This window comes from Streptomyces sp. NRRL WC-3618, from assembly GCF_001280005.1.
GTDB lineage: Bacteria > Actinomycetota > Actinomycetes > Streptomycetales > Streptomycetaceae > Streptomyces.
Window position 1 is genome coordinate 32,505 of record NZ_LGDW01000443.1, and the last position, 13,052, is coordinate 45,556.

The 13,052-nt window shown below is 69.2% G+C and carries 11 protein-coding genes; 4 read left to right on the forward strand and 7 right to left on the reverse strand.

Going from position 1 to position 13,052, the window contains the following annotated elements; genetic code table 11:
- Nucleotides 1-49: 49 nt before the first annotated feature.
- The 5 genes from ADL01_RS28730 to ADL01_RS28750 form a co-directional block, all read right to left on the reverse strand.
- The gene (locus ADL01_RS28730; protein WP_107091013.1) at nucleotides 50-1,051 is read right to left on the reverse strand and encodes a TerC/Alx family metal homeostasis membrane protein; all 1,002 of its coding nucleotides are present in this window, start codon (nucleotides 1,049-1,051) and stop codon (nucleotides 50-52) included.
- Between the two features lie 284 nt (nucleotides 1,052-1,335).
- Complete coding sequence (locus ADL01_RS28735; protein ID WP_053744904.1) at nucleotides 1,336-3,351, reverse strand: TerD family protein; 2,016 nt, start codon at nucleotides 3,349-3,351, stop codon at nucleotides 1,336-1,338.
- Nucleotides 3,352-3,403: 52 nt separating this feature from the next.
- The gene (locus ADL01_RS28740) at nucleotides 3,404-3,970 is read right to left on the reverse strand and encodes a TerD family protein (protein WP_053744931.1); all 567 of its coding nucleotides are present in this window, start codon (nucleotides 3,968-3,970) and stop codon (nucleotides 3,404-3,406) included.
- A gap of 247 nt (nucleotides 3,971-4,217) precedes the next feature.
- A complete protein-coding gene (uvrB, locus tag ADL01_RS28745; protein ID WP_053744905.1) occupies nucleotides 4,218-6,356 on the reverse strand; it encodes an excinuclease ABC subunit UvrB in 2,139 nt (712 codons plus the stop codon).
- A 40-nt stretch (nucleotides 6,357-6,396) separates the two neighbouring features.
- A complete protein-coding gene (locus ADL01_RS28750) occupies nucleotides 6,397-7,260 on the reverse strand; it encodes an MHYT domain-containing protein (protein WP_053744906.1) in 864 nt (287 codons plus the stop codon).
- Between the two features lie 324 nt (nucleotides 7,261-7,584).
- Between ADL01_RS28750 and ADL01_RS28755 the strand changes: the two genes are divergently transcribed.
- Nucleotides 7,585-8,160, forward strand: coding sequence for a methylated-DNA--[protein]-cysteine S-methyltransferase (locus ADL01_RS28755; protein ID WP_053744907.1), 576 nt, complete (start codon nucleotides 7,585-7,587; stop codon nucleotides 8,158-8,160).
- Between the two features lie 184 nt (nucleotides 8,161-8,344).
- A complete protein-coding gene (locus ADL01_RS28760) occupies nucleotides 8,345-9,610 on the forward strand; it encodes an MFS transporter (protein WP_420719745.1) in 1,266 nt (421 codons plus the stop codon).
- A 27-nt stretch (nucleotides 9,611-9,637) separates the two neighbouring features.
- Here ADL01_RS28760 and ADL01_RS28765 read toward each other — a convergent pair whose 3' ends face one another.
- Entirely contained in the window at nucleotides 9,638-10,066 is a 429-nt protein-coding gene (locus ADL01_RS28765; protein WP_053744909.1) for a VOC family protein, read from the reverse strand.
- Between the two features lie 102 nt (nucleotides 10,067-10,168).
- On the opposite strand from ADL01_RS28765, the gene ADL01_RS28770 reads away from it, so the two are divergent.
- Both ADL01_RS28770 and ADL01_RS28775 read left to right on the forward strand, forming a co-directional pair.
- Nucleotides 10,169-11,074, forward strand: a complete 906-nt coding sequence (locus tag ADL01_RS28770) for a pseudouridine-5'-phosphate glycosidase (protein ID WP_053744910.1) — start codon at nucleotides 10,169-10,171, stop codon at nucleotides 11,072-11,074.
- The gene (locus ADL01_RS28775; RefSeq protein ID WP_053744911.1) at nucleotides 11,071-11,982 is read left to right on the forward strand and encodes a carbohydrate kinase family protein; all 912 of its coding nucleotides are present in this window, start codon (nucleotides 11,071-11,073) and stop codon (nucleotides 11,980-11,982) included. The genes ADL01_RS28770 and ADL01_RS28775 overlap by 4 nt, the downstream gene beginning before the upstream one ends.
- A 210-nt stretch (nucleotides 11,983-12,192) precedes the next feature.
- Here ADL01_RS28775 and ADL01_RS28780 read toward each other — a convergent pair whose 3' ends face one another.
- The gene (locus tag ADL01_RS28780) at nucleotides 12,193-12,987 is read right to left on the reverse strand and encodes a methyltransferase domain-containing protein (protein WP_053744912.1); all 795 of its coding nucleotides are present in this window, start codon (nucleotides 12,985-12,987) and stop codon (nucleotides 12,193-12,195) included.
- Nucleotides 12,988-13,052: the final 65 nt, after the last annotated feature.

The following is a 13,052-nucleotide window of genomic DNA, read 5'->3' on the forward strand; positions in this document are numbered from 1 at the left end:
ACCGGCAATTCACCGCGCACCGTTCCCGATGTCTCTACGTCCGACGCACTCAGGCCTCGATGCTGTCCTTCGGAGCGCCTTCGCTCTCCTTCTGCGCCGCCTCGGCCGCCTCCTGCTTCCTGGATGCGATCAGGCTGGTGATCGTGGTGATGACCAGGACCCCGCAGATCACTCCGAGGGAGACCGGTATGGAGATCTCCGGTACGTGAACGCCGGACTCGTGCAGCGCGTGCAGCACCAGCTTGACGCCGATGAAACCGAGGATGACCGACAGGCCGTACGAGAGGTGGACCAGCTTCCTCAGCAGGCCGCCGATGAGGAAGTACAGCTGGCGCAGGCCCATCAGAGCGAACGCGTTGGCGGTGAAGACGATGTACGGGTCCTGGGTGAGGCCGAAGATCGCCGGGATCGAGTCGAGGGCGAACAGTACGTCCGTGGTACCGATCGCGAGCATCACGACCAGCATCGGCGTCATGATCCGCTTGCCGTTCTGCTCGATCCACAGCTTGGTGCCGTGGTAGCGGTCGGCCACACCGAACCGCTTCTCGGCAGCCTTGAGCAGCTTGTTCTCCTCGAACTCCTCGTCCTCGTCGTCGGTGCGGGCCTCCTGGATCAGCTTCCAGGCGGTCCAGATGAGGAAGGCGCCGAAGATGTAGAACACCCACGCGAAGCTCGCGAGGATCGCGGCGCCGGCAGCGATGAATATCGCGCGCAGGACGAGCGCTATGAGGACACCGACGAGGAGCACGCGCTGCTGGTACTGCGAGGGCACCGCGAACTTCGCCATGATCAGGACGAAGACGAAGAGATTGTCGACGCTCAACGACTTCTCCGTGATGAAGCCCGCGAAGAACTCGCCGGCCGGCTCACCGCCGCTGAAGAAGAGCAGCCCCAGGCCGAAGAGACCGGCCAGAGCTATCCAGACGACCGTCCAGATTCCGGCTTCCTTGATTGATACGTCGTGGGGCTTACGCCCGATGAAGAAGTCCACCGCGATCAACGCGGCAAGACCCACGATGGTCAGGACCCACAGGGTCACGGAAACATTCACTGCGCCTCCGGCAGTACGTAACGGCAAATTTCAGCGTCGTCGCTACCGGAGGTCTCTTCCACCCGCGACAGCCTGGCTCCTTCACGCGCCCGGTGCCTGCGGGCCGACGCCCCGGGATCTGGATTGATCCGTATTGACGGGTACGCCGCAGCAGGTAGGGAGTACTCCCCTCCGTTGGGAAAACAGTACCCCAATCACCAAGGAAAGGTAAAGAGATTAGTAAAGGAAAACCAAAACTCGCAGGTCAGGTCACTTTGCGGATACTTGGTGAAGTCCTGCGGGTGTCAGCCGTTCCACTCTCGGCGGGCTGCCGCGACCTGGCCGAGCACCTGCTGGAGCACCTGGCTGCCGTACGGCACGACCGCCGGCTCGTAGGTCCACGCATGGCCGACCCATGGGTCGGCCAGATGGTCGTCGGGTACCGGAGTGAGTCGCAGAAGCGAACGCCAGAGCGGATCCAGCAAGGGTCCGTAGACCGAGGCGTCCTCGCGGTCGGCGACCAGCAACAGGTGGACGCCGACGGCCGGGCCCTCGTCCGCGAGATAGCGCAACTGAGTCACCGCCCGGTCGTCGAAACCGTGCGGGAAGTCATTGACGATCAGCAGTTGCTGACCGGTGTCGAGATCGGGCGGCAGTGAATCGGCCGCGCCGCCACGCACCGCCATCTGCACCAGGTCGACGCGCTGGGTCAGCCGGCCCAGGACGTCCGCGACGCCTGCGGCCCCGGCGGCGGGCGGCCCCGCGAGCACACCGCTCCGTACGAGCGGCGCGAGGGCCGGGGCGCCCGAGCCTGCCGGGTCGATGACATGCACGGCGAACTCGCCCGCCGGATGGACGGCGAGCAGCCGGGCCGCGTGGGTCACTGCCGTCTCCATCGCGAGCCGCCGCAGCTCGTCGGAATCGATGAGCGACCTCTCGAGAGCCTCACCACCGCTGTCGATCCACAGGCCGCGCTCCAACGGCAGCCGAACAAGCATCGGGATGCTCAGGTCGAGGCTCTCGGGCAGCCGCAGGTCGCCCAGCCGCAGCGCCATGGGCAGCTCCATCGGCACGCGGTACCCGTGCCAGACGGGGTTGTCCCAGCGTGCGTACGACAGGGGCAGCGCGGGCTCGACGACCTCAGCCTCGGCGATGAGCTGGGAGAGGTCGCGGTCGAGGGCTACCCGGGCCTGGTCGACGAGCTGGACGTGCTTCACGCGGGCCGCCTCCCGGGCGGCATCGCCCCGGTCGCCGATCCGGCTGCGTGGATCCGCCAGGGCCTTGTCGATCTCCTGTTCAAGACGCGAGTCGGCGAAATCCACGGCGCTGCGGTATGCGGCGACGGTGCGCGCCAGGTCCTCGAACATGCCCCAGACCTGGTTGTAGAGCCGCTCGTCCATGGACCACCCGTTCGCGTCACCCGCGACCGGCCGCGGCGGCTGTCCCGACTGGGCCAGGGGTACGGTCGGCGGCGCCGGGGGCGGAGCGGCGGGACGACGGCTGGGATGGCTGTAGTTGATCGGTGCGCCGCCGGTGGGTGCTGACGGCTGGGAGGAGGCGGAGGAGTCGGTCTGCGCGGCTTCCCCGGCGCGGCCCACCTGGGGCGAACCGTCCGGTTGACCGGCCTGCGCCGGTGCGCCGGGCATCGGGGGGTCCTCAGGCATCTGAGCCGCGTACGGCGACGCGGACTGCGCGGGCGCGGGGGACGCCGCCAAGCGGGTGCGGTCGCTGTCGGACGTGCGGGGCGGAGGAGGTGCCACCGAGCGGGAGTGAGCCTGGAACACCGCCTCGTTGATGGCGTCCGCGAGCCGGCGGGCCTCGGGGAGGCCCTGGTCGGTGAGGAGTTCGGCGAGGCCGCCGGCGTATCCCTGACCGATGGCTCGTACCTTCCAGGCGTCCTGCCTGCGGTAGAGCTCCAGGGCGACCACAGCCGACTCGGCCTCCAGGCCGGTGATCGTGTAACTGGCGACCCCGCTGCCGTCGAGGCCGGTGACGGCGACGAAGGGTGCGGACACACCGCCGAAGCGGACCGGCCCGCCCACACCGGACGGAAGAGCGAGCAGCACGCTGATCCGGTGCGCGGATTCCGGCATGGCGCCCAGGTCCACGGCGAGCCGGTGATCGGCCGCCGCCTGCCTGGAGACCTCCAGGCCGGGGAGGGTGGGCGCGCCGGGATGCGCCACCCACTCGACACCGTGGACCTTGCCCTGCTCGTCGCCGATCGTGGCCGCGGCCACGATCGGCGTGCCGGCCGAGATCCGCACCTCGAGACGGACCTGCGAGAGCGGATGGTTCTGCCCCCGGACCAGCTCGGCCGTCATCGCCTTCGTCCCCCCGCGTCGTTCTCTTGTTCGTGGGCTGTCCGGGGCCCGGTTACAGGTGCGGCAGGATCGCCGGCATCAGGTCCTGGAAGGTGCGGCCGTTGGCAGGCGTGCCAAGGGCGGTCATCTGCCAGCCGCCGCCCGCGCGGTGCACCTTCGCCATGATCTGGGCCGTGTACTGGCCGCCACCGTCCAGTGTGTAGCGGGCGAGTTCGTCACCGTTGGCCTCGTCGACCAGACGGCAGAAGGCGTTCTGCACCTCCTGGAAGGTCTGGCCCGTGAAGGAGTTCACGGTGAAGACGATCTGGTCGATGTGGACCGGCACACGCGGCAGGTCGACGAGGATTGCCTCGTCGTCACCACCCTGGCCGACGCCACCGACCAGGTTGTCGCCCGTGTGTCGCACCGAGCCGTCGTCGCTCACGAGGTGACGGAAGAACACCACGTCGACGGGCTGTTTGTCGGCGAACAGCACGGCGGAGGCATCGAGGTCGATCTCCCTCGTCCGTGTGCCGAACAGGCCGCGCCGGGGAGCCGCCTGCCAGCCAAGGCCCATGCGCACCGCCGTCAGGGTGCCCCCGTCGTTCTTCTGCAGGCTGATGGCCTGACCCTTGGTCAGATTGACGCTGCCACTGGGCGTTCCGCCCTTGGATACGTCCACCACGCGCTGTTCCCCTCTCGAGCCGTCCCCTGTTTCCGCGGGGTCCGCGGATGACCTGAACCCTACGCAGGAGCACTGACAGTGCCGAAGCCTGGGCGCACTTTGTGTCGGTGTTGCAACACTGCGCGTACGACGCAGGTCGCGGAGGCGGACCGGGGTGCCCGACCGGTGCGGCGGTCGGCACCCCGTGCGCCCCGGGCACCACTCAGGCGATGCCCGCCTCCCTCATCTGCCGCAGTTCCTTCTTCATCTCCGAGACCTCGTCGCGCAGCCGGGCGGCGATCTCGAACTGGAGGTCGGTTGCCGCAGCACGCATACGTGCCGTCATCTCCTCGATCTGGTCGGCGAGTTCGGCCGCGGGGCGATCCGTCGGCACCGTCTCCCCGGCCTTGCCCTTGACCGCCTTCGCTCCCTTGGCCGCCTTGCCGCCGAGCGAGGGCACCGGGGCCTTGGCGCCCTTGCCGTCCTTCGACTTGCGGTAGCCCGAGCCAAGGAGTTGTTCCGTGTCGACGTCCTCGCGGGCGATCTGCGCGACGATGTCGTTGATCTTCTTGCGGAGCGGCTGCGGGTCGATGCCCCGCTTCTTGTTGTACGCGACCTGCTTCTCCCGGCGGCGGTTGGTCTCCTCGATGGCCTTCTCCATCGCCGGGGTGATCTTGTCGGCGTACATGTGGACCTGGCCCGAGACATTGCGCGCCGCGCGGCCGATGGTCTGGATCAGGGAGGTGCCGGAGCGCAGGAAGCCCTCCTTGTCGGCGTCGAGGATCGACACCAGGGACACCTCAGGGAGGTCGAGGCCCTCCCGGAGGAGGTTGATGCCGACCAGGACGTCGAACTCGCCGGCGCGCAGTTCGCGCAGCAGCTCGACCCGGCGCAGGGTGTCGACGTCGCTGTGCAGGTAGCGGACCTGGATGTCGAGTTCCAGGAAGTAGTCGGTGAGATCCTCAGCCATCTTCTTGGTGAGCGTGGTCACCAGGACTCGCTCGTCCTTGTCCGCGCGCGTGCGGATCTCGTGCACCAGGTCGTCGATCTGACCCTCGGTGGGCTTGACGACGACCTCGGGGTCGATGAGACCGGTGGGGCGGATGATCTGCTCGACGTAGCCGTCGCCTCGGGACAGCTCGTACTTGCCGGGGGTCGCCGACAGGTAGACGGTCTGCCCGATGCGCTTTTGGAACTCCTCCCATTTCAGTGGGCGGTTGTCCAGCGCGGAGGGCAGCCGGAAGCCGTGGTCGACGAGCGTGCGCTTGCGGGACGCGTCCCCCTCGTACATGGCGCCGATCTGCGGGACCGTGTTGTGCGACTCGTCGATGACCAGCAGGAAGTCGTCCGGGAAGTAGTCGATCAGGGTGTTCGGCGGAGAGCCGGGGAGGCGGCCGTCGAAGTGCATCGAGTAGTTCTCGACTCCGGAACAGGAGCCGATCTGGCGGAGCATCTCGAGGTCGTACGTCGTCCGCATCCTCAGGCGCTGGGCCTCCAGGAGCTTGTTCTGTTTCTCCAGTTCGGCGAGGCGTTCGCCGAGTTCCTTCTCGATGTCATTGACGGCCCGCTCCATGCGCTCGGGCCCTGCCACGTAGTGCGTGGCAGGGAAGACGTACATGTGCTCGTCTTCACTGATGATCTCGCCGGTGAGCGGGTGGAGGGTGGAGAGTGCCTCGATCTCGTCGCCGAACATCTCGATGCGGACGGCCAGCTCCTCGTAGACCGGGAAGATCTCGATGGTGTCACCCCGGACGCGGAACGTGCCGCGGGTGAAGGCCAGGTCGTTGCGCGTGTACTGGATGTCGACGAAGCGGCGCAGCAGCTGGTCCCGGTCGATCTCCTCACCGACCTTGAGAGGGACCATCCGGTCCACGTACTCCTGCGGAGTACCCAGGCCGTAGATACAGGACACGGAGGCGACCACGATGACGTCCCGCCGGGTGAGCAGCGAGTTCGTCGCGGAGTGACGCAGGCGTTCGACCTCCTCGTTGATCGAGGAGTCCTTCTCGATGTAGGTGTCCGACTGAGGGACGTATGCCTCGGGCTGGTAGTAGTCGTAGTACGAGACGAAGTACTCGACGGCGTTGTTCGGGAGGAGTTCCCGGAACTCGTTCGCCAGCTGGGCGGCCAGAGTCTTGTTCGGCGCCATGACAAGCGTGGGGCGCTGAAGCTTCTCGATCATCCAGGCGGTGGTGGCGGACTTGCCGGTGCCGGTCGCGCCGAGGAGCACGACGTCCTTCTCACCTGCTTCGATGCGCCGAGCCAGCTCGGCGATGGCCGCCGGCTGGTCGCCGCTCGGCTGATAGGGGCTGACGACCTCGAAGGGCGCCACCGTGCGTTCGATCTTGGAAACTGGCCGCATGACATCCACCGTACGACCACCCACTGACAACGGGTCCTGATCACCGGTTCTGCGGGGTGCGGGAGCTCTGGTGTCCGCGCCTGTGACCGGGACGCTGCGGGCGACGGCCGGGGTGCGGGACGGCGGGGTGGGCCGGGATGCCGGGCTTGTTCTCGGTGAGGCGCCGGTCGGGCTTGCCCTTGACCATCAGAGGATCGAACAGCACGACGACGCCTGCCAGCAGGAGGAAGGCCAGGGGGCCGATCATCAGGGGGGCGAGCAGGGCCGCGGGGGAGGCTCCCTCCGGGCTCCCGGGCGCGTTGTGGAGGTGGACGCTCAGGGCGGCCATGCCCGTGTAGTGCATACCGCTGACGGCGAGCCCCATGACGAGACTGGCGCCCACGCTCCACAGGAAGCCGCGGATCTGCCCGGCCGCCCACAGGGCGGCGGTGGCGGCCACGACGGCTATCACGACCGAGGCCGAGACGGTGAGGGTGTTGTACTCCAGCTTCCCGTTGAGGCGCATTCCGGCCATGCCCAGATAGTGCATGGAGGCGATGCCGAGGCCGGTGATGGTGCCGCCGGTGAACAGGGCTGTTCCGCTCGCGCCCCGGTAGCCGACGATGAAGATCCCGATGCCGACCATGAGGATGGCGACGCCCAGGCTGGCGAAGGTCAGCCACATGTCGTAGTTGATCGGGGTCTCCTTGACGGCGAACCCCATCATCGCGATGAAGTGCATCGTCCATATGCCGGAGCCGATCGCGGCCGAGCCGAGTGCCAGCCATCCTGGTCGCCAGGACTGGGTGACCAGCATCGATCTGGTGGTGCAGCGCAGGCCCAGCGCACCGCCCAGGCAGGCCATGAGGTAGGCCACCAGCGGTGTGACGAGTCCGTAGCTGAATCCGTCGACCGTGCCCTGCATGCGCGGCTGCCCTTCCGCCCTGTCGCATCCCCGGATTTCCCTGAAATGCCTCCGTGCCCCAGGACCGGCCAGCGGTCAGGGGTGTGGCAGAGAGTATGACTGGCTCCGGAAGGGTCGAACGATTTTCCGGCAAAGAAACACGGCCTTGCCCCACTTGTGCGGCAGGAGTGTGCGGACTCGGGCAACTCCGTTCAATCTGTGTGTGTCGCGGCTCTTTGCCCGTGCTCCCTCCCTTGTCCCTCGGCTGTCACTCGCGGACCGTCCGTGCTCGCTCGCACCCGTGCGCCGGGCGTTGATGTCAGTGGTGGGTCGTACGGTGGGCGTATGGACAGCCACGGGCGGGACCAGCGACAGGACCCGGAGAACCGGCAGCGGGTGGTGTGGGCGGTCGTCGGCAGCGACATCGGCCCCCTGCTGCTGGCCGCGACGCACGAGGGCCTGGTGAACGTGGTGTTCCACGCCACGGAGTCGGTGCGGGAAAGGACGATCGAGCGGCTCGTTTCCCGGCTCGGCGCGGAACCCGTCGAGGCGCCCGGGTCCCCGCTCCTCGCTGAGGCGATACGCCAGTTCGCGGCGTATTTCGCGGGTGAGCGGCACGACTTCGAGCTGCCGCTCGACTGGTCCCTGATCTCCGGATTCAACCGCCAGGTGCTGCGCGAACTCGCCTCGGGCGTGCCGTACGGCGCGGTGGTCGGGTACGGCGACCTGGCCGGCCGGGTCGGCCAGCCGGGCGCGGCTCAGGCGGTGGGTGCGGCGATGGGCGCCAATCCGCTGCCGGTCGTGGTGCCGTGCCATCGGGTCGTGGAGAGCGACGGTGGCCTCGGCGGGTTCGGGGGCGGTCTGGAGACCAAGCGGAAACTGCTCGCGCTCGAAGGGGTGCTGCCCGAGCCACTGTTCTGAGGGACAGCCGCAGGGCTCGAGGGTTTCCTCAACAGGAGGCCCAGCAGTACGAGGGGACAGTCCCGTGCGGGAGGAGGTTCCGTGGGGGACGCTGTGCAAAAGCAGCAGGGGGGACCACGCCAGTGAGCACGTTCTTCGCCCGCGTGAGCGGGCCGCGATGACCGCCGTCGACCGGAGCGTCGGCATGCCTGTGACGGGCGAGCAGCGGGCCGCGCTGCGACGTCGCGTCTCCGCGGTGCTCGTCACGAGTCAGATTCTCGGCGGGCTCGGAGTCGCCACCGGTGTCGCCCTCTCGTCCGTACTGGCCCAGCGGATCAGCGGTACCGAGTCGCTGTCCGGGCTCGCGCCCACCTCGATGGTCGCGGGCACCGCGATGGCCTCGCTGCCGCTTGCGGCGCTGATGACCGCGCGCGGGCGGCGGCCCGGACTGGTCCTCGGGTATCTCGTCGGTGCCCTCGGGGCGGGTGTCGTCGTGGTCGCGGCAGTCATCGACAGCTTTCCGCTGCTGCTGTGCGGCATGGCCGGGTTCGGCGCGGCTTCCTCGGCCAATCTGGGGACGCGGTTCGCGGCCGCCGATCTCGCCGAGCCGGACAGGCGAGCCCGAGCCATCTCGAACATCGTGTGGGCGGCGACGATAGGGGCGGTCCTCGGACCGAACATCGCAGCGCCCGCAGGACGCAGCGTGTCCGGACTCGGGATACCCGCGACGGCGGGCCCCTTTCTCTGGGCGGCCGGGATCTTCCTGGTCACCGCGGTGACGGTAGCCGTCCTGTTGCGCCCCGATCCGCTGCTCACGGCCCGTGCGCTCGCCCCGGCGCAGGAGCGGTCGGCCGAGAGCCGGTCCCTGCGGGCGGGCCTCACCGCCGTCGCCGCCTCGCCGCGCGCCCGGCTCGCGCTCGTGACGGTGGCCATGTGCCATACGGCCATGGTCTCGGTCATGTCGATGACGCCGGTCGCTCTCGGGCACCACGGCGCGAGCATCGATCTGATCGGGCTGGTCATCAGTGGTCACATCGCGGGCATGTACGCGTTCTCGCCGCTCATGGGGCGGTTGTCCGACCGGGTCGGACGGCTGTCGGGCATCGGGCTCGCCATAGGGCTGCTGGCCTGCGCCGCGTTCCTCGCCGGGACGGCAGGCGGCAGTCACGGGCGCGTCGCATTGGGGCTCTTCGTCCTCGGGCTGGGCTGGTCGGCCGGGCTGGTCTCCGGATCCGCCCTGCTCACGGACTCCGTACCCGAGGCGGCGCGCGCTGCGGCCCAGGGGCTTTCCGACCTTGTCATGAACACCTCGGCGGGCCTCGGCGGGGCCACCGCCGGGCTCGTGATGGCCCAGGCGGGCTACGGATGGCTGAATTTCGCCGCCGCGTGCCTGCTGATACCCGTGGGCGCACTGGTGTTGTTCACCCGCAACGGCCCACTGCGGGTCCGGAGCGCGAAGGCAGGCGGCTGAGCCACTCGGCCGCAGGTCCGGCGGTCATTACGCGTAGTGCCGTGCCTCGAAGACGTTGCCGTCGGGGTCACGGAAGTAGAAACTGCGCCTCGCCGTGCCACGAGCGCCGTAGGAGTCGTACGAGAAGTCCGAGACGGGTACGTCCTGTTCCCTCAGGCGGGTTCGCAGGGCGTCGAAGGAATCTTCGGGCAGGGACAGGCATACGTGGTTGACGGGATGGCCCGCGCTGTCGGCAGACCCGGGGAGCATGTCCATACGCTCAGCCAGCGAGACCGGAGCGAGGTCGAAAATGGTCTCGCCGTTGAGGCGCACGGAGGGAAACGACACGGTTCCCCCGGCGAATTCGGTGATCCTCAGGGGCTCCATGCCGACCGCCTTCTCGTAGAAGTCGGCAGCGGCGAGCGGATCACGAACCCAGAGGACGACATGGTCGAGACGCGCCGAGTTGTCCGTCATGTACTCCAGGCTGGTGGCCTCTTCGCCTGATCGCAAGGGTTTGACCAGGCGTGCCGCCCGCCAGAGATGAGGGAAGACCGAACGACAGGAAGCAGGCGCGTCATGCTGGTGGTGTCCGAAGAAGTACGGGAAGCGGTCGACGCGCGTCGACCCGTGGTGGCTCTGGAGTCCACGATCATCGCGCACGGGCTGCCGCGCCCCCGCAATCTGCAGGTGGCGCTGGAACTCGAGGACGTCGTACGGCAGGAGGGTGCCGTCCCGGCAACGATCGCAGTGCTGGACGGGCGCCCTCATGTCGGCCTGGACAAGGCACAGTTGGACCGGGTCGCGAACGAGGACGGGATCCGCAAGCTGGGGCACCGCGATCTGCCGCTCGCGGTGGCCGCCGGGGTGAGCGGGGCGACCACGGTGTCCGCGACCGCGTTGCTGGCCGCCCAGGCCGGCGTACGGGTGTTCGCCACGGGTGGGCTCGGCGGGGTGCACCGGGAGTGGACGGTGACCCAGGACGAGTCCGCCGACCTGGGACTGCTGGCACGTACCAGGATCACGGTCGTCTGCGCGGGCGTGAAGTCGATCCTGGATGTGCCAGCCACCTTGCAGCGGCTGGAGACTCTCGGGGTCGCCGTGGCCGGTTTCGGTACCGGCAACTTCCCCGGCTTCTACCTTTCGGACTCCGGGCATCCGGTGGACTGGACGCTCCACACGCCGGAGCAGGTCGCGGACGTGATGCGGGCCCAGGACGCGCTCGACTCCCCGGAGTCGGCGTTCATCGTCGCCAATCCCGTGCCCGAGCAGCAGCAACTGGATCCCGGGCTCCACGCGCGCGTGCTCGCCGACGCGCTGCACGCGTGCGAGGAACAGGGCGTGAGCGGGCAGGCTGTGACGCCGTTCCTGCTCGACTACCTGGTGCGGCACACCGACGGCGCCTCGTTGAGCGCGAACCTGGCAGCGGTCCGCGGCAACGTACGGCTCGCGGGGCGGATCGCGGCGGCCTGGGCCGGGCAGTGACGGAGCCGGGGAGGGCGCTGCTCGTCGTCGGGGACGTCATCACGGACGTTGTCGCCCGGCACCGGGGTCCGCTCGCATCGGGGACCGACACGAGCGCCGTGATCCGGACGCTGCCGGGCGGTGCGGGCGCCAACGTGGCCTGCTGGGCTGCCCATTGGGGCCGCTCGGAGGTTCGGCTGCTCGGACGGGTGGGCGCGGACTCCGCGGAATGGCACGAGCGCGAGCTGACTGCGTGCGGGGTGCGACCACGCCTCGTCGTCGATCCCGGGGTACCGACCGGGACGGTGATCTGCCTGGTGGACACGGACTCGGCGGCCGAGCGCACGTTCCTGACCCAGAGCGGTGCCTCGTCGCGACTGGATCCCGACGACTGGTCGGACGAGCTGCTCGACGGTGTGGCACGTCTGCATCTCTCGGGCTATCTGCTGTTCTCGGCGCTGGGTCGGGCGTTCGTGGCGGCGGCTCTGGAGTCGGCACGCGCGCGTGGGGTACCGGTGAGTCTGGATCCGGCGTCGGCGGGGTTCCTGGTCGAACTGGGTGTCGACCGCTTCCTGGATCTGGCGTCCGGAGTGGATGTCCTGCTGCCCAGCCGTGACGAGGCCTGTCTGCTCACCGGGTTGCCCGATCCGGCGGACGCGGCGGCCAAGCTGAGCCGCCACGTCCCGCTGGTGGTCGCCAAGCAGGGTGCCGAGGGCGCGCTGGTAGCCCGATCGGGGACCCTGTGCGCCCGCGTTCCGGCCGCGCCCGCGACGCCCCGGGACACGACGGGCGCCGGTGACGCCTTCACCGGCGCGTTCCTCGCGGCCCTGCTGACGGGTGCCGGACCCGAGGAGGCGGCGACACAGGGGTGCCGGGCGGGCGCGCGGGCGGTGGAGCGGGTCGGCGGAAGGCCGCCGGTTCTCGGATGAGGGCCGACGAGGCGGCGCCCTGACTGCCGTCGGCCCGTGTCTGGGGTCTGTCCGGCGGATCGGGCCGGGAAAGTGTCGCGGCGCCTCATCGGCGGAGGTGAGCGGGGCAGGGTACGTCCGCCCCCGAGGCGAAGGAGGGTTTCGACTCGGTGGGCCCCGGTCCGGGGGTGCCATGCCCCGCGGCTCCGGCCGGAGCCGTCGGCCGGGGACCTAACCCTTGCGTCCCCACGCCGAGATCATCGGTGCGGTGGCCAGGTCCATCCCTCCCGAGGCCACGTTGGCCAGGTGGCGGTCGATGTCCTGGTCCGTGGCGAGGCCTCCGGCGACAAGCCGCTCCCGGATCTGACGGATCGTCGCGGACTCCAGCGTGGCGCAGGCGGGTGAGGTGACGGGGAAGTACGCGTCGGCCTGTACGTTGCGCAGGCCCGCCTCACGCAGCAGCCGCGGGAGTTTACGCCCGTACGCCAGGTCGGCGCCGCTGTCCGCGAGGAGCTGGCGGAAGCTGTGCCGCAGCCGGTTGGCGAGCTGCTGCTCGGGGCCGTGCTCCTCGGGGCAGAGCAGGGGTTGCAGAGCGGGATCGGCGTCCTCCACCAGCAGGCGTCCGCCAGGACGCAGCGACTTGATCATCGAGCGCAACGCCCTTTCGCGGTCCGGCACATGGACGAGGACGAGCCGGGCGTGCACGAGGTCGAACCCCTCCCCCGGCGGCTCGTCGACGCCCACGTCGTGGACGCGTACCTCTACCGGCGGGCGGGCCGCCGGGGCGACCCACGAGGTGTCGAGGTCGGTCGCGACGACCTTTCCGGTCGGGCCGACCTTCTTGGCCAGCCAGGAGACCACCGAGGTCCCCCCGACCCCGACCTCCCAGCAGCGCCAGCCGGGTCCGACACCGAATCCCTCGAGGTGCCGGAAGGTCGTGGGATCGAAGAGAGCGGCGAAGGCGTCGAAGCGTTGTCCCGCCTCTGTCTGCCGGTTGTCGAGGAGATACCCGTCGGTTCGCGTCATGCCGAGATCATCCCAGTCATCCGCTTTGTTCGGCCGGGTCGACGCTCCCGCACCGGCGAAGCGAA